This window comes from Micromonospora sp. WMMD1128, from assembly GCF_027497235.1.
GTDB lineage: Bacteria > Actinomycetota > Actinomycetes > Mycobacteriales > Micromonosporaceae > Micromonospora.
Window position 1 is genome coordinate 4,303,687 of sequence record NZ_CP114902.1, and the last position, 24,082, is coordinate 4,327,768.

Below are 24,082 nucleotides of genomic sequence, written 5' to 3' on the forward strand. Positions count from 1 at the left end.
GTCAGGATCCGAGGTAGCGCAGGATCGCCAGCACCCGGCGGCTGTACCCGATGGCGTCGGAGAGGTCGAGCTTGTCGAAGATGGCGTTGACGTGCTTCTCCACCGCGCTCTGCGAGACGTGCAGCCGCTGGGCGACGGCGGCGTTGGTGTGGCCCTGCGCCATGTGGTGCAACACGTCGCGTTCTCGTGGGGTGAGACGGCTGAGCGGATCGGTGCGGCTCGTGCCCGACATGAGCTGCCGCACCACCTCCGGGTCGAGTGCGGTGGCGCCGGCGGCGACCCGGTCGAGCGCGTCGAGGAAGTCCTCGACCTGGGCGACGCGGTCCTTCAACACGTACCCGACGCCCTCGGAGCGGTCGGCGAGCAACTGCGCGGCATAGCGCTTCTCGACGTACTGGGACAAGACCAGCACCGCGACGGTGGGGAACTCGCGGCGGATCTCCAGCGCGGCCCGCAGCCCGTCGTCGCTGTTGGTGGGCGGCATCCGCACATCCGTGACCACCACCTCGGGACGGTGCCGCGCGACGGCGGAAACCAGGTCGTCGGCGTCGCCCACCGCGGCCACCACCTCGTGCCCCTCATCGACCAGCAACCGGGTGAGCCCGTCCCGGAGCAGCGTCGAGTCCTCGGCCAGGACTATCCGCACGGGAGCGTCGCCCGGATCGTGGTCGGACCGCCCGGCGGGCTGGACACGTCGAGGTTGCCGTCGAGAGCCGCGGCCCGCCGGGCGAGGCCACGCAGCCCGCTGCCGGCGGGATCGGCCCCGCCCCGGCCGTCGTCACGGACCCACATGTCCACTCCCCCGTCCCCGGCCCTGATCTCGATGTCGATCACGGAAGCGCCGGCGTGCTTCGCCGCGTTGGTGATCGCCTCGCAGGCGATGAAGTAGAGCACGGCCTCGACCGGACGCGGCGGGCGGTCGGGCAGTGCGTGGCTGATCCGCACCGGGATCGGCGTGCGCCGGGCCACCATGGTCAGCACCTCGTCCAGCGGGCTGTGGTCGAGCGCGGACGGATAGACCTGCCAGGCCACCTCCCGCAGCTCGTCGAGGGCCCACTGCACGTCGGCGTGCGCCTGGTCCAGCAGTGCCCGCGCCCGGTCCGGGTCGCGGCTACGTCGCGCGCGACCCAAAAGCATGCCGAGCGCGACGAGACGCTGTTGCACGCCGTCGTGCAGGTCCCGCTCGATCCGGCGGCGCTCCGCGTCGACCGCCGCCATGACGCCGGCCCGGCTCTCGGTCAGCTCGTCGATCCGGCGCCGAAGCGCGTCTTCGCCGTCGGGCTCCAGCATCCGCCGTGCGAGATGCCGATCCAGCGCGCCGACGCTGGCGACCGCCTGGAGGTTCACCAGGAGCAGGCCCGCCCCGATCACGACTTGCAGCAGCAGATCGGGCGCGGCGACGCCGCCGGACCCGACGGCACGGAGGAGAACGGCCGCGAGCACCACGCCCACGGCCAGCACCCCGACGGTGAGCGCACCGAGCAGGCCCGGCACGACCCGCAGCGCGAGGTAGCCGACGGCCCGCCGGCCGGTGGCGCGCAGCGGGGCGGGCGCCGGACGGTTCGCGGCCCAGGCCAGCCGCCGCCGCTCCCACCAGGCCGCCACCGGGGCGTACCGGAGGACGGCGGCGAGGACGCGGCGGCGCAGCGCCGGAACCGGCACGGTCAGGGCCAGCAGCAGGCCGGCCGCAACCAGGATCGCCACCTCGACGGCGGCGGAGACGACACCGGCGGCGACGCCGAGCACGGGCCGCGCCCACCGGCCGATCCGCACGCCTCCGGTCGGCGCCCCGGTCACCACCATCCGCCCCTCCCCGCCGGCCTGCCGGTGCCGCCGCTCACCCATCCTCCCCCAGGTGACCCCGGCTGCGGTACACCGTGCCGGATCGCACCGGCAGGCCCGGTCCGCCGACTCCGTCCGGCTCCGGTCGACGGCGGGCGTGTCCGGGGAGGGTACGGCATGAGCCACCCGGAGTCGGATCACCGGCGACCTCCGCGGCGACCGGACGTCGCCGCTGCCGGAGCAGGCCGGACACCACGAGCGCGCCGAGCACCAGCGCGCAGACGACGATGACGACGTTCTGGAGGGCACCCGCCCATTCCTCGACCACGTGCCAGTTGGCGCCGAGCTGGTAGCCGGCGAGCACGAACACGGTGTTCCAGACGAGACTGCCGAGCGTGGTGTAGAACAGGAACCTGCCGATCGGCATCCGTTCCACGCCGGCCGGGACGGAGATCAGGCTCCGGAAGATCGGAATCATGCGCCCGAAGAACACGGTCGCCGTGCCGTGCCGGGCGAACCACGCCTCGGTCCGGTCGAGGTCGCTCAGCTTGACCAGCGGGAGTCGCCGGACGACGGCCCGTACCCGGTCCCGGCCGAGCACCACGCCGACCTGGTAGAGGGCCACCGCGCCGACGACCGAGCCGAGCGTGGTCCAGGCGATCGCGGCGAACAGGCTCATCCGACCCTGGCTGGCGGCGAAGCCGGCCAGCGGCAGGATCACCTCGCTCGGGATCGGCGGGAACAGGTTCTCCAGCGCCACCGCCAGCCCGGCGCCGGGAGCGCCGAGGCGCTCGACCAGGTCGGTCGCGAATCCGGCCAGGCCGCCGGTGTCACCGGGCGTCGGCGCGGCGGAGGGGGTCGTGAGGTGCCATGAATCGATCATGTCCCCGACGCTATGGCTGTGGCGGGGCCTGGACCATGAGGGTGAACGCACGCCTGAGCGGGCCGACCGGACCGCGACCCTGGGGTTTTCCGCACCCCCGGTCAGGGCGCCTCGTCGCCGTGCTTCTCCTCCTGCGCCAGCACCGCGTCGCGGCGCTGCGGGTCGGTGTGCTCGGCCAGTGCGGCGGCGAGGCGCGGGTCGGCGGAGAGCCGCTCGCCGTCAGCCCTCGCGCACGCGGGGGCGGCGGTGGTCGGTCAGCCGCAGCCCGACGCCGCGTACCGCGACGACCGTAACGCCGGTGCCCAGCTCGTCGAGCTTGCGGCGGAGCCGTTTGACCAGGGACTGCACGTCGGCCCGGCGCTGCGTCGGCGTGTCGTGCCAGACCGCGCGGTGCAGCTCGGCGTAGCTCCACACCCGTACCGGCTCGGTGGTCAGGCAGGTCAGCAGATCGCGTTCCAGCCGGGTGAGGGCGACCTGCCGGTCCCCCCAGCGGGCGGTGGACCGGCCGACGTCGATCACCAGCGCGCCGTCGGCCGGCGACGCGGGGGTGTTAGGCGGGGGCCCCGCCACCTCCGAATGCGTTAACGGGGGCCCCCGCCTAACATCCACCGTGGGGGCGATCAGCTCGCGCAGCTCGTCCAGGTCGGCGACCAGCAGCAACGGCGCCACGCCGTCCAGCAGCTCGGTGAGCCGCAGCCGCTCGGCCGGGGACGGCGTCACGCCGATGACAAGCGAGAACGGCCGCTCCGCCGGATCGGCGCCGGCAGGCGTCGCGTTCGGGTCGTCCGCTGTCACCGCGCCCCCACCGTGACAATGACTGTCAAACAGGCCCCGACCTGTTGGTGACAAGTTGCTTACTTACGGTCATTGATCGCCCTCTGCTGTCGATCATAGTGTCCACACAGGTGACCGGCGTAGACCCGCACGGCGCCTAGGGGGCCTGGGGGGTTCGTTTCAAACCGGTGTGACCAGTCGGGAGCGCAGTCTCCTGGCCCTTCTGTCATGGCTCGACCATCCGCGGGTCATCCGAGGAGGCAGCACCGATGCTGAGACGTCCACACAGAAGGGGTCCGGCCGCGCGGCTGGTGAGCGCGGGCGCCGCACTGGTCCTCGCCGCTACCGCCCTGGCCGCCACCGGCTCCCCCGCGTCGGCGCAGGCCGGCGCGGGCACCGGCGCGACCGCCGGCGACAAGATCCGCCCCGAACTCACCCGCCAGCTTGAGGGCAAGAGCGAAGGCGACTTCTGGATCCACTTCGCCGGTCGGGCCGACCTGGGCAAGGCCGCCTCGGTCAAGGACTGGAACCAGCGCGGCACGGCGGTCGCCGCGGCGCTGAAGAAGACCGCCGCCGACAGCCAGGCGAAGATCCGCGCCGAACTGGACCGCGCGGGCACCAGATACCAGACGTTCTGGGCCACCAACGCCATCAAGGTCAGCGGCGGCTCCCTCACGATGGCGCAGAACTTCGCCGCCCACGCCGAGGTGGACGGCATCTACGCCCCGGTCGAATACCAGCTTCCGAAGACCACGCCGGGCACCGCCGAGAAGTCGACGAACGCCCTGGAGTGGGGCATCGCCAACATCAACGCCGACGACGTCTGGAACCAGTACGGCGTCAAGGGCGCCGGCATCACCGTCGCCAGCATCGACAGCGGCGTCCAGTTCGACCACCCGGCGCTGGTGAACGCCTACCGGGGCAACAACGGCGACGGCACCTTCGACCACAACTACAACTGGTACGACGCGGCCGGCGAGTGCGACGACGGGCCGTGCGACTCCGACGGGCACGGCACCCACACCATGGGCACCATGGCCGGCTCGGACGGCGCCAACCAGATCGGCGTCGCCCCCGACGTCAAGTGGATCGCCGCGAACGGGTGCTGCCCGACCGACGCCGCGCTGATCTCGTCGGGACAGTGGATGCTGGAACCCACCGACCTCGACGGGGAGAACCCGGACGCCAGCAAGCGGCCGAACATCATCAACAACTCGTGGGGCACCACCCAGCCCTCGAACGAGCCGTTCATGGAGGACGTCACCGACGCCTGGACCGCCTCCGGCATCTTCGGCGTCTGGTCCAACGGCAACAACGGCCCGTCGTGTCAGACCAGCGGGTCACCGGGCAGCCTGGCCAGCAACTACTCGGCCGGCGCGTACGACGTCAACAACAACATCGCCAGCTTCTCGTCCCGGGGCACCGGGCAGAGCGGCGAGATCAAGCCGAACATCTCGGCGCCCGGCGTCAACATCCGCTCCAGCGTGCCGGACAACTCGTACGCCAGCATCAGCGGCACCTCGATGGCGGCGCCGCACCTGGCCGGCGCGATCGCGCTGCTCTGGTCCGCGGCGCCCACCCTGGTCGGTGACGTCACGGCGACCCGCGCGCTGCTCAACGACACCGCGGTCGACAAGGCCGACACCCAGTGCGGCGGCACCACGGACGACAACAACGTCTACGGCGAGGGCCGCCTCGACGCGCTCGCGCTGCTCGCCGCCGCCCCGATCGGGGACAACGGCACGCTGGCCGGCAAGGTCACCGACGCGGCCGGCGCCCCGATCGCTGGCGCCACGGTCACCCTGACCGGCGCGGCGGACCGGACGCTCGTCACCGGCGCCGACGGCACGTACTCCTCGCTGCTGCCGGCCGGCGACTACCAGGTGGTGGTCGCGGCGTTCGGCTACGCGAGCCGCACGCTGACGGCGACGGTCACCACGAACACGACCACCACCCTGAACGTCACGCTGACCGCGGTGCCGAGCGTCACGGTCGGCGGGCAGGTCACCGACGGGTCCGGGCACGGCTGGCCGCTCTACGCGAAGGTGAGCGTCGAGGGCACGCCGATCTCCGACTACACCACGCCCACCAACGGCCGGTACAGCCTGAAGGTGCCCGCCGGTTCGACCTACCGGCTGAAGGTCGAGCCGCAGTACGCCGGCTACCTGACCGTCACCAAGGAGGTCACGGTCGGCTCGGGCAACCTCACCGCGAACATCGCGGTGCCGGCGAACCCGGAGGCGTGCACCACCGCGCCCGGCTACACCGTCAGCTCCGACGGCGTGTACGAGACGTTCGACGGCACCGGCGTGCCGGAGGGCTGGTCGGTGGTGGACAACGCCGCCTCCGGCCAGGTCTGGGAGTTCACCGACGCGGGTGAGCGCGGCAACCTGACCGGCGGCGACGGCAACTTCGCCATCATCGACAGCGACAACTACGGCAGCGGCGGCAAGCAGGACACCTCGCTCGTCAGCCCGGTGGTCGACCTGACCGGGGTGAGCGCTCCGGTGATCCGGTTCAACCAGGACTACAACTGGCTGAACAGCGACCGCGCGGACGTCGACCTGAGCCTCGACGGCGGCGACACCTGGAGCAACGTGCTCCGGCAGGCGGCCGACGTGCGCACCAAACTGACCGAGGTGCCGATCCCGCAGGCGGCCAACCAGTCGCAGGTGCGGGTGCGCTTCCACTACTACGACGCGAGCTGGGAATGGTGGTGGGAGGTCGACAACGTGCTGATCGGCAGCGGGCTCGTCTGCAAGCCGGTCGACGGCGGCCTGGTGCTCGGCCACGTCCGGGACGCCAACGACGACGGGTACGTCAACGGCGCCACCGTGACCAGCAAGGACCGTCCGGCGGAGAAGGCCACCACGGTCGCCACCCCGGACGACACCGAGCTGCCGGACGGCTTCTACTGGATGTTCTCGTCGCTGACCGGCACGCACCCGTTCACGGCCACCGCCGGCAACTACGTGAGTCAGACCAAGCAGGTGGACGTCGAGACGGACTGGGCCACCGCGGCCAGCTTCAGTCTCGCCGCCGGCCGGCTGTCGGTGCAGCCGACGTCGCTGACCGGCACGGCCCGGATGCCCAGCGGCAAGGTCAGCAAGACGTTCACGGTGAAGAACACCGGCGGGGCGCCGGTGAACGTCGAGTTCTCCGAACGGGACGGCGGGTTCGTGCTGCAACGCGCGGACGGCTCGCAGCTCTCCGAGCAGGCGCTGCTCGGCTCGACCGGCGCGGCGGCGCAGCGGCTGACCGCGGCCACGTCGTTCGCCGCCCGCCCCTCCGGCAAGTCGGCCACCTCGGCCGCCGCGCCGGCCGCTCCGCAGGCGGACCCCTGGACCACCATCCCGGGCTACCCGGCCAACGTGATGGACAACCGGGTCGTCACCGTCGACGGCAAGGTCTACTCCATCGGTGGCGGTGACGGCACCACGTCCAGCACCAAGAACTACCGCTACGACCCGGTCGCCCAGACCTGGTCCGCCATCGCCGACCTGCCCGGCGCGCGTACCGCGATGACGGTCGGCGTGATCGACGGCAAGATCGTCGCCAGCGGCGGCTGGGGGGCCTCCGGCCCAGACGGCACCACCTGGTCGTACGACCCGGCGGCGAACACCTGGACCGCCAAGGCGAACAACCCGGCGCCACGGTCGGCGGCCGGCCAGGCCGTCGCGGGCGGCAAGTTGTACGCGGTCGGCGGCTGCACCACGGCCAGTTGCCTGCCGATGTCCAACACGGTGGTCAGGTACGACCCGGGCGCGAACACCTGGGAGACCCTGCCGTCCTACCCGAAGTCGGTGGCGTTCCTGTCCTGCGGCGGGATCGACGGCATCGTCTACTGCACCGGCGGCAACGACGGGACGGTGTCGCAGAAGGCCGGCTACGCCTTCGACCCGGCCGCCAACGCCTGGACCGCCATCCCGGACGCGCCGGCCGACAACTGGGCCTCGTCGTACGCGGTGGCGAACGGCAAGCTCCTGGTCGTCGGCGGATCGCAGGGCGGCGCCATCACCAACGCCGGATTCGCGTACGACCCGGCGACCAACTCCTGGGCGAACCTGCCCAACGCCAACACCCCCCGTTACCGGGGCGGCGCCGCCTGCGGGTTCTACAAGATCGGCGGTTCGTCGGGCAGCTTCACGGCCACCAAGGACAGCGAGGTCCTGCCCGGCTTCTCCGAGTGCTCGGAGGTCGCGGCGGACGTCAGCTGGCTCACCGTGGACAAGTCCAAGGTCACGCTGGCGCCCGGCGCGAAGGTCAAGGTCACGGTCGGCATGACCGCGAACGTCGACCAGCCGGGTACGTACTCGGCGACCGTCGCGATCAAGGAGGACACCCCGTACACGGTGGCGCCGGTGGCGGTCACCATGGTCGCGCAGCCGCCGAACACCTGGGCCAAGCTGTCCGGCACGGTCTCCGGCAAGAGTTGCCAGGGCGGCACCGCGCCACTGCCGGGCGCGACCGTCCAGGTCGACTCGTGGGCTAGTTCCTACACGTTCACCACGGACGCCGAGGGCAAGTACGCCTACTGGATGGACCGGCGCAACAACCCGCTCACGTTGATCGTCGCCAAGGACGGCTGGAAGCCCCAGACACGCCAAACGAAGATCAATTCCGCCACGCCCACCGTGGAGGACTTCACCCTCGCCCCCACCCGCTGCTGACCCGTAGCGGCCGACAGGTCCGGCCCGCCCGGTGTTCCCCACCGGGCGGGCCGCTCCACGTCACCCCTTCCGCCCCCCGTCATCCGCGCAGCCCGCCCCGCCCCGCCCTACATTGCCCTACCCTGCCCCCGGCCTCGCCCTGTTCCCACCTGCCCTGCCCTGTTCCCGCCCTGCCTCGCCCTGCGTTGCCCTGCCTCGCCCCGCCTTGCCGATCATGGACTCTGCGGCTCTTGAAATGCGGCTCTTGCGACTTTTGCCACTTGCCACAACTCCCTGATCGACGAAACCGGAGGAAGCAGCCCGTCGATCATGAAGTTAGTTGCACGCAGCGTCCGAATTGTCGTCATTAACTTCATGATCGACGGCGCGGGCGGGTCGCCCACCTTCCCGCCCGATCCTCTTCGTTGATCAAGGAGTTTGCGTCGCGCGGGAGCGAATTCGGCTACCCAAACTCCTTCATCACGCCGGGGAGAGGTGCAGCGCGGGGCAGGACACCAACGCGGGGCAGGACACCAACGCGGGGCAGGACACCAACGCGGGGCAGGACACCAACGCGGGGCAGGAGACAGGTTAGGCGGGGGTCAGGCGGAAGCCGACGCCTCGGACGGCGTGGATCGTGGCGGCGGCGTCCAAGCGGCCCAGCTTGTGCCGGATACGGCGGACCACCGAGTGCATGTCGGAGCCCCGTCCGAGATGATCATTGCCCCAGACCGCGCGGTGCAGTCGCGCGTACGTCCACACCCGGCCCGGAGTGCCGACGAGGCAGACCAGCAGGTCGTGCTCCAGCGGCGTCAACCCGATCTCCCGCTCCCGCCAGCGCAACACCCGCCGGTCGGAGTCGACGGCCAACTCCAGCCCCGGAAACTCGACCGGTGCGTCGGCGTCGGCAGCCGGGCCCCGCACACCGGAACGCGCGCCCAGGGCGTCGACGGACGCGGCAGTGGCGGCGACCGGCAAGCCAACCTCTACCGACGAGCCAACCTCTACCGACGAGCCGGCATCCACCGACGAGCGAACATCCACCGGCAGAACAGCACCGGCTGGCGCGACAGCGTCGACGTCGGTCAAGGTTGCGGGCACCGCGGGCACCGGCGGCACCACGGGCGCCGGCGGCACCACGGGCGCCGGGGGCGCCGGCGGACGGCGGACCAGGTCGAGGAAGCGGCGGGCCTGGTGCGCGCTGGAGACGATCAGGAACGTCTCGGTGCCGCCGAGCAGTTGGGCGAGCTGCCGGCGCTCGGTCGCCGAGGTCGCAATGCCGATGACCAAGGACGGGATCGCTGTCATCCGTTCCCACCTTTCCGGCAGGCTGGCGCAGCGCCCGGCAATTGCCCGCGCCATTGCTGACGCGGCGGATCGGGCCGCCCACCTACGCGGAGCACGCGGTGCGGAGCGCGGCCTGAGGCGTGCTGGAGCTGCTGTTTCGTGAGGCTACGAGGCGAGCTACCGGGGATCATATAGCCGCCCACCGATGATTGGTATAGCAGTTAACGTCGATGTAACGGCATCCGACAAGATGACCTGAGCAAATTGCGGGCCGAGGTCACGCCGGCACCGCGTCCCACAGCGTCCGCATCGACCGGATGGCCGACCGGGTCTCCTGGAGATACTCGGCCGTGGTCAGCGACTGCCGCAGGCGCGCGTCCGGCACCGCCGCCGGGTCGACACCCACCGTCTCCACCGCGCAGCCGTACGGAATGCCGAGCGTCCGGATGGCGTCCGCCTGCTGGAACGGTACGAAGTGCTCGGTGGTGATCAGGAGGATGCGTTCCCCCGGCTGCGGCCGGGCCCGGGAGTCGGCCCAGTATGCACACGTGTCGGCGGTGTTGGCTCGCCGGTTCGGGTCGGACGACGGCGCGGCCAGGACGCTCAACCGCCGGCCGTCGGGAGCGTCGTAGTCGCGGGTCAGGGTTGACGCACCGACGTCGCCCCGCGGGCGGTAACCGGGGAACGCGGCCCGGACCGCGACGTCCATGGCGTCGAACTCGGTGGGGCAGGCGTCGACGCCCAGGTCCGCCGCCAGGGTCTGCTCCTGCGTCGAGGTGGGACGGAGGCTGCCCAGGCCGCACAGCGTGCCGCCGGTGACCCGGCCGCCGAGCAGCGCCGCCGCGTGCCGGGCCCGGATCAGGCAGCTGCGGAGCAGGCCACCGTGGATCAGGACGTGCTCGTACCGGTCCTGGCTCGGCACGCCGCGGTGCCGCAGGCCGAGCGCGGTGACCGCCGCACGCACCCGCTCGGTCACGTCCGCGGTGAAGTCCCGCCGCAGGGCGGTGGCGCGTTCGCCGCCACGGCGGAAGTCCCAGTGCCGGGCCGAGATCTCCCCCAGCCCGCGGAGCACATCCCCACGGAGCACATCCCCGGTCGGCCATCTCTCCTCGAAGCACTCGACCAGGTCGCGCATCGCGGGCGAGGTCGCCCAGGCGGCGATCTCCGCACGCAGGGCCACCGGATCGCCGTGCCGGCTCCATCGTGGCAACCCGATCCGGGCGTACGCGGTCATGGTCCTCGCCTTTCCACGAGCGATGAGATTCGGGCCGTACGGCGGTCTGATCCGGGTGACCACACTCGTGCTGCGGCTGGCCGATCGGACGCCGACCCGCGCGGAGATCGCGGTCCGCTGCGCCGAGACGGTACGCGGTCGCGAGCGGGGTGTGGTGGTCTGCGACGTGTCCGCGGTGACCCGGCCCGACGTGGTGACGGTCGAGGTGCTGGCCCGGCTCCGGCTGACCGCCCGGCGGTTCGGGTGGCGGTTGGAGGTCCGCGGCGCGGGCGTCGGCCTACGCGACCTGGCCGACCTGCTCGGGCTGGCCGACGCCCTCTTCGAGCCGGGCCGGCAGACCGAAGAGCGGGAAGAGGCGGTCGGTGTCGAGGAAGTGGTTGAGCGAGGTGATCCGCCCGCCGGAGAGCCCGATCACGATCAGCGACCAGGGCACGTGCCCTGAGTCGGGGTCGCGCCGGTACTGCCCGAACGCCGGCATGCCGTTGGCGGCCACCGGCACCAGGCGCGAGCCACGGCAACCGTTGCCCGTGCCGGTCATCCAGGCCGTGATGTGGTCGGGCCCGCGCAGCCACAGCGGCACCGGCGGCATCGACAGCGTCGCATCCTCGTGCAGCAGCTCGGTGAGCGCCGTCAGGTCGTACGCCTCGAACGCCCGCACGTAGCGGGTCAACAGCGCCTGCTGCTCCTCGTCGAGCGGCCGGCGCACGTCGGCGGCGGTGTCGGCGGACGCGAGCGTGGCCCGGGCGCGTTGCAGCGCGCTGTTGACGCTCGGCACGGAGGTGTCGAGCAGGTCCGCGACCTCCTGCGCCGACCAGGCCAGCACCTCGCGCAGGATGAGCACGGCCCGCTGCTTCGGCGGGAGGTGCTGCAACGCCGCGACGAACGCCAGCCGGACGGACTCCCGCCCGGCGATCACCTCGGCCGGGTCGCCGGCCGAGGGCAGCACCCGGTCGTCCGGCATCGGGCCGAGCCAGATCTGCTCCGGCCGGGGCTCGCCGGGGTGGGTGGCGGTGCCGCTGCCCGCCGGGCCGAGGTCCATCGGCCGGACCCGGCGCTGCGCGCTGGCGGCCATGTTCAGGCAGACGTTCGTCGCGATCCGGTAGAGCCAGGTCCGCAGCGCGGACCGCCCCTCGAACCGGTCGAAGTTGCGCCAGGCCCGGACGAAGGTGTCCTGCACCGCGTCCTCGGCCTCGAAGGCCGACCCCAGCATCCGGTAGCAGTAGCCGGTCAGTTCCGACCGGTACGCCTCGAGTTGCGTCTCCACGGGGACGCTCGCCACCTCGCTCACCTGTTCGAAACTAGCCCACATGCTGCGCGAACGCGAGCACCCGAAGTCGGGTGGCGCGCACCGATGAGTTCGCCGGGCGGGTCCGGTCCACCAGTCGTCAGCACGGAACATGCGAAGGAGCATCCGATGGCCACCATCGAGACGAGCGCCCCCGGGCGGTACGCCGACGTCAACGGCCTCCGCCTCTACGTCGAGTCGCACGGGTCCGGCCGGCCGATGATCCTGCTGCACGGCGGGCTCGGCTCGGGCGAGATGTTCACGCCGATCCTGCCCGCGCTGGCCGCCGGGCACCAGGTGATCCTGGTGGACCTCCAGGGGCACGGCCGCACCGCCGACATCGACCGGCCGCTCGACATGGCGCTGATGGCCGACGACATCGCCGCGCTCATCGACCACCTCGGCCTGGACCGGCCGGACCTGGTCGGCTTCTCCCTCGGCGGCGGCGTGGCGATGCACGTGGCGTTCCGGCACCCGGAGAAGGTGGGCCGGCTGGTCTCCGCGTCGGCGCACATCCGGCGCGACGCGGTCTACCCGGAGCTGCTCGCGCAGCAGGGCCAGATGAACGCCGCAGCGGCGGAGTTCCTCAAGGAGACCCCGATGTTCGAGTTGTACCAGCGGGTGGCGCCGCGTCCGGAGGACTTCCCCGGGCTGCTCGACAAGATCGGCGCGGCGATGCGGGTGGACTTCGACGTCACCGAGCAGGTGCGCGCCCTGCGGGTGCCGACGCTCGTGGTCGCCGCGGACGCCGACATGGCCCCGCCGAGCCACTACGTCGAGGTGTTCACGCTGCTCGACGGTGGGCTGCGGGACGCCGGCTGGACCGGCGAGGGCCGCCCGGCGGGCGGGCACGCGCTGGCGATCCTGCCCGGCCTGAGCCACTACGACCTCCACGACTCGCCGCTGTTCGCCGCCGTCACGCTCGCCTTCCTCGACGGGGGCCGCTGAGCCACCGCCGCCGGGGCGTCGCCGCGTCGTGCACGGGGGACGATGGGGCGACGCCCCGGCAGCGGGCAGGTGGGCGCGGGTCGGCCCGCGGCGGCGTCCCGCAGCGTGCCGCGACCCGAACTCGATTGACGGGACATCGAGCGGGTTCTACGGTCCCGCGATGCGCCCTGGAGAAATTGTCGTCACGGTCCAGCAGGTGCGCGCCCTGATCGACGAGCAGTTCCCCGAGTGGTCGGACCTGCCGGTCGTGGCGCAGCCGCTCAACGGCACCGATAACGCGCTGTTCCGGCTCGGTGACTTCCTCACGGCGCGGCTGCCGCGGGCGCGGTGGGCGGTCGACCAGGTGACGACCGACGCGACCTGGCTGCCGCGGCTGGCGCCACACCTACCGGTGCCGGTGCCGGTGCCGATCGCGGTCGGGCAGCCGGGCGGGGACTACCCGTGGCCGTGGACGGTCGTCCCGTGGCTGGACGGGCACAATCCGGAGGTCGGGCGGGATCTCTCCGACCTCGCCGTCGACCTCGCCGGCTTCGTGCACGCGATGATCGCGATCGATCCGATGGGCGGGCCGGTCAAGGAGGGGATCCAACGCGGCGTGCCGCTGGTGCGACGGGACGAGCTGACCCGCCGTTCGATCGCGGCGCTGGGCGACCGGATCGACGGGCGGGCCGTGACCGCGGCGTGGGACGAGGCGATGGCGGCGGACGAGTGGTCCGAACCGCCGGTGTGGCTGCACGGCGATCTCCTGGCAGGCAATCTGCTGGTCGATCGGGGCAGACTCACCGGAGTGATCGACTTCGGCGGTCTCGGCCGGGGCGATCCCGCGGTCGAGGTGCGGCCGGGCTGGAGTCTGTTCGACGCCCGCGCGCGGACCGTCTACCGGGAGGCGCTCGGGTTCGACGAGGCGACCTGGGTACGCGGGTGGGCCTGGATGCTGTCGGGCTCGCTCTACTGGTTGGCGGACCTCTGGGACTCGATCAGGGCGGACGACCGCGAGGACACGCTCCGCCACATCGACCACATTGTGCGTCACCGCCACGACTGACCGGGCCGCGCCCCTGCGGTGCCGTCTACCTTGACAAGCCGTACGAGATCCAGACCTACGCGGACGCGCGGCGCTCGCTCGGTGAACGGGCGCTCGACTCTGATGAGTCCCACACGGATGAGGAACGATCGTTCTTGACTGTTCGTTCCTAAACGGTTAGTGTTCTCGGCATGGGTCGCCCGAGGGGTTTCGACGAGGAAGTCGTGACGGCGGCGGCGGCCGAGTTGTTCGCCGGCCGGGCCTACGACGGGGTGTCGGTCGACGATCTCGTCCAGCAACTGGGGGTGCACCGCAACAGTCTGTACAAGACCTTCGGCAGCAAGCGGGGGCTCTATCTCGCCGCCCTGCGGTGGCACATCGCGCACCGGCTGCCGGCGCTGACCGAGCAACTCGCCGCCGGCACGGGCGTCGCCGACGACCACACCCTCGATCTGCTGTTGCTGGCCGCGGTCGAGCGCGCGCCCAGCGACGTCGAGGTGGCCGCTCTGGTGGCCAAGGCGTGGCAGGCTCTGGAACAGGCCCTGCCACGGGCGCCGGCGGCTGACCGCCCACGCGCGAACGGGGTGGACGCGCTGCTGGGTGAGCGACTGCGGGCCCGCGCCGCGGCAGCACCGGCCGATCCCTCGTAACCGAACCCTCTCCCCGCCCGACGCTGCCCGCGCCGGTGCGCCACCACGCCCCGCGGCCGGTGTCGCCGGGACTTGCGAAAGGACCGTTGTCATGGCCAGTGTCCGCATCGACGGCGACGATGTCGTCGTGGAGATCGAAGGCATGGACCGGTTGTGGTCGCTCAAGAGCCGCCTGGTGATCCCGTTGGCAAACGTCCGCGGCGCCACCGCCGACCCGGGCATCGCCGCCGACCCCAAGGGGGTACGGGCACCGGGCACCCACCTGCCCGGAGTGATCACGGCCGGCACCTTCCACCAGGACGGTGAGCGCGTCTTCTGGAATATCCGTGACGGTGCCCGCGCCGTCGTCATCGAACTCGCGGACGAGCGCTACGCCCGCCTGGTCGTGGAGGTCACCGACCCGGCCGCCACGGTCGCCCTCATCGAGCAGGCGGTGGCGCGATGATCCCGCTCGCCCGGCGGGCCGCCATCGGCGCCGTCCTGGTCGGGAGCATCGCCGCCGGGGTGCTTCCCGCCGGCGCCGCGCAGGCCAGGCCGCTCACGCCGGCCACGGACCGCGAGGTCACGTTCACCGTGGACGGGACCGTCACGTACGGCACCCTGCACCTCCCCGTCCATCGGCGGGGGCAGCGGATGCCGGCGGTGCTGTTGCTGCCCGGCAGCGGTTCCACCGACCGCAACGGCGACCAGCCGCCCGCGCTCACCCCGCACACCCTGGCCAAGCTCGCCGACGCGCTGGCCCGCGACGGGGTCGCCAGCCTGCGCTTCGACAAGTACGGCTCGGGCCGGACCGGGCTGGGCGCGTACGCCGACAAGCCGGAGACGATCGACTATCCCGCATTCGTCCGCCAGGCCGACGCCGCGTACCGGCTGCTCGCCCGCCAACCCGAGGTCGACCGGCGAGCGGTACGCCTGATCGGGCACAGCGAGGGCGCGCTGACGGCGCTGATGGTCGCGGTCGCCGCCGAACCCCGTACGGCCGGGGTCGGGCTGCTGCAACCCCTGGCGGAACGGTTCCTCGACGTGCTCGCCCGACAACTGCACGAGCAGCTCGCCGCCGCCGTCGCGGCGGGCCAGATGAGCCCGGAGGAGCAACGCGCGATCGGGCGCGCCGTCGACCGGGCCGTCGCCGACCTGCGGGCGCACCGCCCGATCGACACCAGCGCCATGCCGGCCGCGCTCGCCGCGCTCTTCCAGGGCCTCGGCGGTCCCAGCCGGCGCTACGTGGAGTCCATCGACGCCGTCGACCCCGCCTCGGTCGCACGCCGGCTACCCCCTCGAACCCCGGCGCTGCTCACCTGCGGAACCATCGACCCGCAGGTCCCGTGCGACACGACCACGCCGCTGGCGACGGCGCTGGCGCGGGCGCACACAGCCGGGCCGGGCCGGGTCGTGCTGCCGGGCGTGGGCCACGACCTGACCGACCCCGCGGATCCGGATGTGCTCGCCCCGGCGGCACTCGACGCGCTGCACCGGTTCATGAGGTGCGGCGCCCCGGCCGCGCGCTGACGTCGCCGCTCGCCGCCGACCGCCGTCATCGCTCGCCGATCGTGGGCAGGCGCCGGTCGCCGGCGGGTACGGCGGCAGCGCTGAGCCAGCGGCGGGCGGCCCCGAGCATGGCGGGTGGGCCGCACACATGGACCTGTTGGCCGGGCCGGCGGTGGCGGGCGGCCAGGGCGATGGCGCTGCCGCGCTCGGCCGGCCCGGCCTCGGGGTCGTCGGAGAAGGCGGGCACGATCGTCAGCCGGTCGTGCGCCTGTTGGAGCTTGTCGAGGGCGATCGCGTCGTAGAGGTCGGCGAACGTCCGCGCCCCGAGGATCAGCGTGACCCGCCGGCCGCCGGGCGCGTCGACGACCTGTTCGACGAGTGCGCGCAGGGGCGCGAGGCCGGTGCCACCGGCCACGAGCAACAGGTCTCCGTCGCCCTCGGTCAACTCCAGCCCGGTGTCGGCGGGCGCGCCGAGGTGGAGCACGTCGCCGGGGCGTACCTCCTCGACCAGGCTGCGGGAGACGGAGCCGGCGGCCAGGGCGCGGACGTGGAACTCCAGCGTGCCGTCCGGGCGGGGCGCGTTCGCCGGGGACAGCCACCGCCACCGTCCCGGCCGGCGCGGCGTGTGCACCGGGACGGCCTGGCCGGGCCGGTGGGGCAGCCGCCGCCGCGGTCGTACCGTCAGCATGGCGATGGTGTCGACGGGCCGGTCGTGGTCGATCACCTCGACCGGCCACCACGGCGGCCCGTCGCCGAGACGGGCGGCGGTGCGCTCGATCAGCCGCCAGGCCCGCCACCAGCGCACGCCGGGCGCGGGCAGCAGGGCGTCGCCGATCGCCGCCGCGTGCCAGGGCCGCAGACCGAAGCTTCGGTACGCGGACCCGAGCGCCCGCAGCGACGCCACCCGCCCGGCGCGGTCGTCGTCGCCTTCGAGCAGCCGCCGCAGCGAGGCGTGCAGCAGCGGCGCGTCACGTTCCGGCAGCAGCCCCGGACAACGATTTTCCACTGCGGTCCAGAATTGACAGGTCTCGTCGGTCACGAAAACCGCCAGGCGTCGGTGCGTTCGGCAGACATCGGCGGGCGCCTCCATACGGATTGGACGAGGTGGGAATTGTGAATGTGGAATTCGCATGATCACGTGCCGTCCGGGAGGTCCGGGTCGCGGCGACGGCAGGCACGATGCTGGGACTGCCATTGGCGTAGCGCCTGGCGAACACGGTCGTTCTGGGTCCGCGCGGTGATCAGCTCGCGGTTCAGGCATTCGAGTTCGTCCGCCACCCGGTCGAGATGGTCGCGGACCTGCACCGGATCCAGCCCGCGCCAGCGCGTGTCGAAGACGGCAGCGCGAACGTGGTGTGGGAGCAGGCGTTCCGGACGCGCGTCGGTCATGCCCACGATGGTCGATTCCTTACTGGTGTCGGACAATGTTTTGCCGCAGAATGCGGACCAAGGGATGAGGTGTCTTACGCGACCGCAGCAGAGGAGATGACGTGGACGACTCGGGGAGCACCGTCCCGCGTAGGCAACTCGGCAGATATCTGAGGGAGATTCGCGAAAACGCGCACATCACGGTGAGCGCGGCGGCCAAGCAGTTGGAATGGTCGACGCCCCGGATCTGGCGTTACGAAACAGGCCAGGTCCCGATGCATCCGAACGACGTGGAGGCGATGTGCCGGGTCTACGGCGCGTCCCGCGAAACGATCGAGACGATGCGGGCGCTGGCCCGGGAGACCAAGGCCCACGGCTGGTGGCACAGCTACGGCGAGGCGGTCGAAGACTGGTTCAAGTTGTACGTGGGCCTGGAAGCGGCGGCGACCAAGATCCGAAAGTACGAATCCGACCTGATCCCAGGGCTCTTGCAGACAGTCGAGTACATGACCGAGGTGATCGCCACCGACAACCCTCATCTGAGCAAGGGCGAGCAGCAGGCGAAGGTGGATGTCCGGCTGCGCCGTCAGCGGCTGCTGGCTCGCGCGGTGCCCCGGGCCCCTTACCTGGACGTGGTTCTCAACGAATCGGTGTTACGTCGACCGCTGCGGGACCGGACTGCCATGGTTAGGCAGCTCGATTCCCTGGTAGTGGCCAGCCAGCGACACAACATCGGCGTTCGGGTGCTGCCGCTCAGCATCGGGCTCTATCGTTGGGCGTCGGCCGGCACGTTCACCATGCTCGATTTCCCAGACGACGTGCGGGAGCCAGAGCCAACCACGATCTACATGGACGGGCCGTGCGGCGCGGTCTACCTTGACAAGCCGTACGAGATCCAGACCTATGAGGAAGCGTGGCGCTCGCTCGGTGAGCGAACCCTCGATGCGGATGAGTCCCGTGAGCTGATCACGGAGATCGCGAAGGAGATGACCGATGGAACGTGACGGGGTGTGGCGCAAGTCGTCCCGGTCCGGCGGCAACGGGGACTGCGTCGAGGTGGCCGGCTTCGCCGACGCGGTAGGGGTACGGGACACCAAGGACCGGCGGGGGCCGGCGTTGAGCTTCGACCCGACGAGCTGGACCCGGTTCGTCGCGGCCACCCGCACCGGCCGCTTCGGCGACCGGCCCTGAGCGGACGAGTCCCGTGAGCTGATCACGGAGATCGCGAAGGAGATGACCCATGGGACGTGACGGGGTGTGGCGCAAGTCGTCCCGGTCCGGCGGCGAGGGCAACTGTGTCGAGGTGGCCGGCTTCGCCGACGCGGTGGGGGTGCGGGACACCAAGGATCGGCGGGGACCGGCGTTGAGCTTCGACCCGACGAGCTGGACCCGGTTCGTCGCGGCCACCCGCACCGGCCGCTTCGACAACCGGCCCTGATCCGCTGATGGCGAGTCGGGTGCCGGGCCGCCGGCACCCGGGTCGTCCGGCTGCTCCCCGGCAACTCAGACCCTGCGCGACATCCTCCGGCATACCGATCCGACGCAGGAAGGACGAGATGAGCAGCAGGTTCGTGGTGATCACAGGTGGTCCCGGGGCGGGCAAGACCACGCTGCTCAACAGCCTGCGGCAAGCCGGCCACGCCTGCGTCGACGAAGCTGGCCGACAGATCATCCAGGATCAGTTGTCGATCGGTGGTCAGGCGCTGCACACTCGGGACTCACGGCTGTTCGCCGAGATCATGCTCAGTTGGGAGATCCGCTCCTACCGCCAGGCCGGCCGGCACGCCGGGGTCGTCTTCTTCGACCGGGGCATTCCGGACCTGGTCGGCTACCACCTCCTGCTCGGCCGACCCGTTCCCGAGCACGTGACAGCAGCGGCCGAGAAGTTCCGCTACCACCGGCGGGTGTTCATCGCACCGCCCTGGCCGCAGATCTACGCCACGGACAGCGAGCGACAGCAGGACTTCGCCGAAGCCGTCCGCACCTACGAGGCGATGGTTGCCGCCTACACCATGCACGGCTACGACCTCACCGTCCTGCCGCGCAGCGACATCGCGTCCCGCCGCGACTTCGTCGCCCGCCACCACACCTCCGTCGATGTTGGAATAGCGGCATCTCCCGAAATTCGCGCAGCGGACATCTGAGGCACCCGGTCACACCACTCCGTCTCGCTCCCGCGCGTCAACGTCGATCTTGGACTTATGGCACCTCCGATACCAACCCGAACCGACATTCCTCGCACCACAAGCCCAAGATCGACGAGGAGACCAGCCCAACCTCACCCGCCCCGCCGGTAGCCGAGCGGGCGATCATGAAGTTGGCGGCATCAACGGAGATCAACACCGCCGTTAACCTCATGATCACGGCGGTGGAGGAGGGGGGCGCGCGGAGTGGATTCCTCGCTGACTGTTCGCCCGGCCCGGGTCGCGGACGTCGCTCAGATGGCGCGGACGCATGTTCGGTGCTGGCAGGAGACGTATCGCGGGCTCATGCCGGACGCGGTGCTCGATGATCCCGGTTTCCCGGCCGCTCGGGAGCGGTTCTGGACCGCTGCCCTGACCGACGAGCGCTATCGCGAGAACCGCGCGGCGGTGGCCGAACGGGACGGCGACGTGATCGGGATCGCGATGTCGGGTCCGCCGCCGGACGCCGTGGCGGCGTGGACACGGCAGCTCCATGTCCTCTACGTGTACGCGACCGAGCACGGCACCGGTGCGGGACAAGCGTTGTTGCGGGCGGTCATCGACCCGGCGGAGTCGGCGGCGCTGTGGGTCGCCGATCCCAACCCCCGCGCGCAGGCGTTCTACCGCAAGCACGGCTTTGTCTCCGACGGGACGATCCGGGTCGAGGGCGGCGTACGGGAGATTCGCATGGTCCGTGACGTGCGGGCGCCGTCGCCGGCGCGGTGAGGACCACGCGGTCGACGTGCAGCGGCGAGACGCGCCGACTCCCTGTTCGTCCGTACCGGCGGATGGCCCGCCGTGACCACCGTGGCCGCGTGGATCCGGTTCGTCGCGGCCACCAGCGCCGGTCGTGTCGACTGACGTCCCTGAGCGAATCCGATTCGACCACCCACTTCATCTCGCGTGACGAGATTGATGTTCTGCACCATGGAACCCGCAGAGATCTTGGTAAAAATCGGCCCCTATAGGGGCCATTTCGTTCCAAGATCTCTGCGGTCGCATGCGGCGCGCGAGGACGCCCTCTTCAGGGTGCTGGAGAGCCGATCCGCCAGCACTAGGATGCGAGCGTGGCTCAGGTTTGGCGTCCGTATCGTCTGGTCGCCGCCGTCGTGGTGGTGCTGCTGCTCGGCGCGGGCGTGGCCTGGGGTGTCGACGGCGCGCTGGGGCTGAGCCACACTCCGGCCGACGTGCCACGCGAGACAGCCGTCGCCGCGCCGCCCCGCACGCCGGCCCCGATGCCGCCGCTGACCTCCATCGTCGTGCCGGACCACCTTCGCACGGTCAAGGCCGCCGCAGCCGTGGCCGACGCGCTCGCCACGCGGGGCCACCCCCGCCCCACGATCACCCGGACCGCAACACCCGCGCCAGCCCGAAATACACGCGCCGGCACAACCGATCCAGCCGGAATCGGCCGGAGCACCAGCACCGGCACAACCGGCCCGAGCGGAGCCGGTCCGAACGCGAACACGGCTCCGACCGAAACCGGCCGGAACGCGACCGCCGCGAGCATGTCGGCGGTCACCACGCTGAGCGCGGAGCTGCGCGCCAGCGACACCCCGGAGTCGTACCGGATCGACGCCCGCCGGACGGAGCTGAGCGTCACCGGCGACCTCGCGGGGGTGAGCGCCGGGCTCTACCGGCTGGCCGACCGGATCCGCTCGGGCGCCGAGGTGCTGCCGGCGGCGGAGGTCGGCCGCCCGGTCGCGCCCCGGCTGGGGCTGCGGCTGACCGACGCCGGTTCGGTGGGGCGCGAGGCGGATCCGACGGCGTTCGGCGACGACTACCGCCTCAACACCGACATCGTCACGCCCGCGCTGCTGCCCCGGGCGCCGTGGGTGGACGCCACGGCGGTGGCTCGGATCGACGCACAGTTCCGGCAGTTCGTCGACCACGCGGCGGCGCAGGGCTACAACGGCGTCGTGGTGCCCGGCTTCCTGGAGTACGTCACGTTCGAGAAGGTCGGCGACGGGCACGCGGTCTATCCGGCCGGCGACCCGCACGTGGACCGGGCCCGCGCGATGGTGGCGGCGTTCGGGCCGGTCTTCCGGTACGCCGAGCAGATGGGCCTGAAGGTCTTCCTGCTCACCGACATGCTGGCGGTGTCGCCGCCGCTTGAGGCGTACCTGCACCGGACCGTGGGCGGGCTCGACACCACCGACCCCCGGCTCTGGGCGGTCTACCGCGCCGGGCTGGCCGAGGTGTTCGCCGGCATGCCGTTCGTCGCCGGCCTGATGGTCCGCGTCGGTGAGGGCGGCGAGGTGTACGCGGGCGACGGCTGGGACTACACCTCGAAGCTCGCGGTCACCACCGCCGAGGGCGTCCGCACGATGCTGCGGGCGCTGCTCGACACGGCGGGACCGGCCGGCAAGGAGGTCATCTTCCGCACCTGGACGGTGGGCGTCGGCGCGGTCGGCGACCTGCACACCAACCCGCAGTCGTACGCCGAGGTGCTGGGCGGGTTCGACGATCCGCACCTGATCGTGTCCACCAAGTACACGCTCGGCGACTTCTACAGCCACCTGCCGCTCAACACCACGCTGCTCGGCGGCGCGCACCGGCGGATCGTCGAGTTCCAGGCCCGGCGCGAGTTCGAGGGGTTCGGCGCGCTCCCGAACGACCTCGGCCCGCTGCACCGGGCCGCGCTGCGCACGTTCCTCGCCGCGAACCCGCACGTCGAGGGCGTGTGGAACTGGACCCAGGACGGCGGCCCGCTGCGCGCCGGGCCGATGTCGCTCTACCTGCGCGCCGGTTTCTGGCAGCTCTACGACCTGAACACGTACGCGGTCGCCCGGCTGGCCTGGGATCCGGACACCGACCCGGCGCGGATCACGGCGGACTGGGCGTACCGGACGTTCTCCGCCGACCCGGCGACCGTGGCGGCGATCGGGCAGGCCATGGCGTTGTCCCGCACGGCGGTCACCACGGGCCTCTACATCGGCCCGTACGCGGACACGTCGGTGCGGGCGCTCGGGCTGGAACCGCCGCCGATGATGTGGATCTTCGAGTGGGACATCCCGACCGGGGACTCGGCGGCGCAAGACAGCATCTACGCGGTCACCGGCGACCGGGTCGACGCGGCCGTCGCCGAGGGCGCCGACGCGGTCGCGACCGCCCGGCGGATGCGCGCGCTGGTCGCCGGCACCGACCCGGCCACGTGGCGGGACGCCGAGCTGCGGCAGCGCTTCGTCGACACGCTCGACTACCAGGTGGACCTGTTCGGGACGCTCGCCGCCTACCGGAGCATGGTGCTGCGGCACGCGCAGTGGCTGGACACCGGTTCCGACACCGCGTACGCGCAGTGGCGGTCGGCGGCCGACGCGTACCGGGAGGCGCGGGACCGGCACCGGCAGCGCTACGCCGGGGACGTCGACCTGCCGGCGTACCACTTCACCGCGGCCGACCTCGGCGCACAGCGCGCGGACCGCGACCCGGCGATGGCCTGGGCGGCGCGGGCGCTGCTGGTCCTGGTCGGCGCGGTGGTGGCGCTCGGCCTACGCGGGCGCGACAGCGGGCGCGGGCCGGGGGGCGCGGCGGCGTGGGCGTTGCTGCTCGGCGCGGTGCGCCCGGGGCGGCTGGCGGACCTGCCGACGCCGGCGTCCCGGCTGGACCGGGTGCTGGTGTGGCTGGTGCCGGCGGCGGTGCTGGTGGCGAGCCGGCTGGTGTTCACCTGGTTCGCCGCGCCCGCGCACCTGCTTGTCACGCTCGGCGCGTGGGCGCTGTTCGCGCTCGTCGCGCGCCTGGCCGTGGGCCGCCGCGATCCGTTCCATCTGTGGGCGGTGCTCGGCGGGGTGGCGCTGCTGCGCAGCGTGCTGCTGCTGCTGGCGATGCTGGCCGCGCGCGGGCCGGGCGGCTACTGGTTCGTGTTCTGGACCGCGCCGACCCGCCGGGCGATCTACCTGACCGTCGCGGTGGCGGCGTTCTGCTGGCTGTTCGTGGCGACCGCCGTGGTGCTGCGCGACCGTTACCGGCTGGCTCGCCGCCGCGCGGTCGGGGTGACGCTCGCCGCCGCCGGGGTGCCGCTGGCGGTGCTGGCCGGGCTGGTCGCGTGGGTCGGCCTGGAACGCGCGCTGACGGTGTGGAACGACCAGATGGCGTTGCTGCCGTGGGGGCTGTCCCGCATCCTCGGTATCACCGTCTACCTGGGCATTCCGACGAGCCTGCCCGGGTACGCGGCCACGGCCGGGGCGGTGCTGACCGCCGCCGGGTTGCTGCTGTCGGTTGGTCGCCGCGCCCACGGGGTACCAACGGGACAGGAACCGCTGAGGAGGACGAGATGACCGACCCCAGGTACGCACCGATCGGGCTGGCCGCCGCTGGGCAACTGGGCGATGACGACAGCGAGACCGGCGGTGGTGAGGTCGTCGGCGCGGACGACGCGGCGGCCGACGCCGCGCGGGCCGGCGCCGACGTGGACCTGTCCGGAGCCACCCGGGACAGCGACGGCACCCCGGTGGGTGCCGCCGACGCCGAGGCCGACCGCGAGCGCGCCGCCGGCGCATGAGGTGACGAGCCGCCCCGCCCCCGGAC

Annotated in this window: 22 protein-coding genes; 13 read left to right on the forward strand and 9 right to left on the reverse strand. The window is 72.1% G+C overall.

The window, feature by feature from the left end; translation table 11 throughout:
- Position 1: 1 nt before the first annotated feature.
- From O7602_RS19070 to O7602_RS19085, 4 genes are all read right to left on the reverse strand, one after another.
- Entirely contained in the window at positions 2–646 is a 645-nt protein-coding gene (locus O7602_RS19070; protein ID WP_281583996.1) for a response regulator transcription factor, read from the reverse strand.
- Positions 637–1,845: a histidine kinase gene (locus O7602_RS19075; protein WP_281583997.1), complete on the reverse strand. Its 1,209-nt coding sequence runs from the start codon at positions 1,843–1,845 to the stop codon at positions 637–639. The genes O7602_RS19070 and O7602_RS19075 overlap by 10 nt, the downstream gene beginning before the upstream one ends.
- On the reverse strand, positions 1,838–2,665 hold the full coding sequence (locus O7602_RS19080; protein ID WP_281583998.1) for a DedA family protein: 828 nt from the start codon (positions 2,663–2,665) through the stop codon (positions 1,838–1,840). Before O7602_RS19080 ends, O7602_RS19075 begins: the two co-directional genes overlap by 8 nt.
- 219 nt (positions 2,666–2,884) lie before the next feature.
- Positions 2,885–3,460, reverse strand: a complete 576-nt coding sequence (locus O7602_RS19085; RefSeq protein WP_281583999.1) for a winged helix-turn-helix domain-containing protein — start codon at positions 3,458–3,460, stop codon at positions 2,885–2,887.
- 248 nt (positions 3,461–3,708) lie between these two features.
- Here O7602_RS19085 and O7602_RS19090 point away from each other — a divergent pair, with 248 nt between their 5' ends.
- Positions 3,709–8,109, forward strand: a complete 4,401-nt coding sequence (locus O7602_RS19090; protein WP_281584000.1) for a S8 family serine peptidase — start codon at positions 3,709–3,711, stop codon at positions 8,107–8,109.
- A gap of 570 nt (positions 8,110–8,679) precedes the next feature.
- Here the strand turns inward: O7602_RS19090 and O7602_RS19095 are convergent.
- From O7602_RS19095 to O7602_RS19105, 3 genes are all read right to left on the reverse strand, one after another.
- Complete coding sequence (locus tag O7602_RS19095; protein WP_281584001.1) at positions 8,680–9,396, reverse strand: winged helix-turn-helix domain-containing protein; 717 nt, start codon at positions 9,394–9,396, stop codon at positions 8,680–8,682.
- 256 nt (positions 9,397–9,652) lie between these two features.
- Entirely contained in the window at positions 9,653–10,609 is a 957-nt protein-coding gene (locus O7602_RS19100) for a hypothetical protein (protein ID WP_281584002.1), read from the reverse strand.
- A 277-nt stretch (positions 10,610–10,886) separates the two neighbouring features.
- Positions 10,887–11,918, reverse strand: coding sequence for a sigma-70 family RNA polymerase sigma factor (locus O7602_RS19105; protein WP_281584003.1), 1,032 nt, complete (start codon positions 11,916–11,918; stop codon positions 10,887–10,889).
- 105 nt (positions 11,919–12,023) lie between these two features.
- Between O7602_RS19105 and O7602_RS19110 the strand changes: the two genes are divergently transcribed.
- From O7602_RS19110 to O7602_RS19130, 5 genes are all read left to right on the forward strand, one after another.
- Positions 12,024–12,842, forward strand: coding sequence for an alpha/beta fold hydrolase (locus O7602_RS19110; protein WP_281584004.1), 819 nt, complete (start codon positions 12,024–12,026; stop codon positions 12,840–12,842).
- Positions 12,843–13,002: 160 nt separating this feature from the next.
- Entirely contained in the window at positions 13,003–13,887 is an 885-nt protein-coding gene (locus O7602_RS19115) for an aminoglycoside phosphotransferase family protein (RefSeq protein WP_281584005.1), read from the forward strand.
- A gap of 170 nt (positions 13,888–14,057) precedes the next feature.
- Entirely contained in the window at positions 14,058–14,516 is a 459-nt protein-coding gene (locus O7602_RS19120; protein WP_281584006.1) for a helix-turn-helix domain-containing protein, read from the forward strand.
- A 91-nt stretch (positions 14,517–14,607) separates the two neighbouring features.
- A complete protein-coding gene (locus O7602_RS19125) occupies positions 14,608–14,961 on the forward strand; it encodes a hypothetical protein (protein ID WP_281584007.1) in 354 nt (117 codons plus the stop codon).
- Positions 14,958–16,025 (forward strand): alpha/beta fold hydrolase, encoded by a 1,068-nt coding sequence (locus tag O7602_RS19130; RefSeq protein ID WP_281584008.1) that lies wholly within the window; start codon positions 14,958–14,960, stop codon positions 16,023–16,025. Before O7602_RS19125 ends, O7602_RS19130 begins: the two co-directional genes overlap by 4 nt.
- A gap of 25 nt (positions 16,026–16,050) precedes the next feature.
- Here the strand turns inward: O7602_RS19130 and O7602_RS19135 are convergent, their stop codons facing one another.
- The gene (locus O7602_RS19135) at positions 16,051–17,010 is read right to left on the reverse strand and encodes an FAD-binding oxidoreductase (RefSeq protein ID WP_281584009.1); all 960 of its coding nucleotides are present in this window, start codon (positions 17,008–17,010) and stop codon (positions 16,051–16,053) included.
- Positions 17,011–17,138: 128 nt separating this feature from the next.
- Positions 17,139–17,393 carry a DivIVA domain-containing protein gene (locus O7602_RS19140; protein ID WP_281584010.1) on the reverse strand — a complete coding sequence of 85 codons (255 nt, stop codon included), beginning with the start codon at positions 17,391–17,393 and terminating at the stop codon, positions 17,139–17,141.
- Between the two features lie 101 nt (positions 17,394–17,494).
- Between O7602_RS19140 and O7602_RS19145 the strand changes: the two genes are divergently transcribed.
- The 7 genes from O7602_RS19145 to O7602_RS19175 all read left to right on the forward strand — a co-directional run bounded on the left by O7602_RS19145 (position 17,495) and on the right by O7602_RS19175 (position 24,056).
- Positions 17,495–18,376, forward strand: coding sequence for a helix-turn-helix transcriptional regulator (locus tag O7602_RS19145; protein WP_281584011.1), 882 nt, complete (start codon positions 17,495–17,497; stop codon positions 18,374–18,376).
- 4 nt (positions 18,377–18,380) lie between these two features.
- Positions 18,381–18,563, forward strand: coding sequence for a DUF397 domain-containing protein (locus O7602_RS19150; protein WP_281590393.1), 183 nt, complete (start codon positions 18,381–18,383; stop codon positions 18,561–18,563).
- A 64-nt stretch (positions 18,564–18,627) separates the two neighbouring features.
- Positions 18,628–18,810 (forward strand): DUF397 domain-containing protein, encoded by a 183-nt coding sequence (locus tag O7602_RS19155; RefSeq protein WP_281590395.1) that lies wholly within the window; start codon positions 18,628–18,630, stop codon positions 18,808–18,810.
- A 118-nt stretch (positions 18,811–18,928) separates the two neighbouring features.
- The gene (locus O7602_RS19160) at positions 18,929–19,516 is read left to right on the forward strand and encodes an AAA family ATPase (protein ID WP_281584012.1); all 588 of its coding nucleotides are present in this window, start codon (positions 18,929–18,931) and stop codon (positions 19,514–19,516) included.
- Between the two features lie 345 nt (positions 19,517–19,861).
- Entirely contained in the window at positions 19,862–20,281 is a 420-nt protein-coding gene (locus O7602_RS19165) for a GNAT family N-acetyltransferase (RefSeq protein WP_281584013.1), read from the forward strand.
- Between the two features lie 341 nt (positions 20,282–20,622).
- Positions 20,623–23,832 (forward strand): hypothetical protein, encoded by a 3,210-nt coding sequence (locus tag O7602_RS19170; protein ID WP_281584014.1) that lies wholly within the window; start codon positions 20,623–20,625, stop codon positions 23,830–23,832.
- A complete protein-coding gene (locus O7602_RS19175) occupies positions 23,829–24,056 on the forward strand; it encodes a hypothetical protein (RefSeq protein WP_281584015.1) in 228 nt (75 codons plus the stop codon). Before O7602_RS19170 ends, O7602_RS19175 begins: the two co-directional genes overlap by 4 nt.
- The last annotated feature ends 26 nt before the right edge of the window (positions 24,057–24,082 follow it).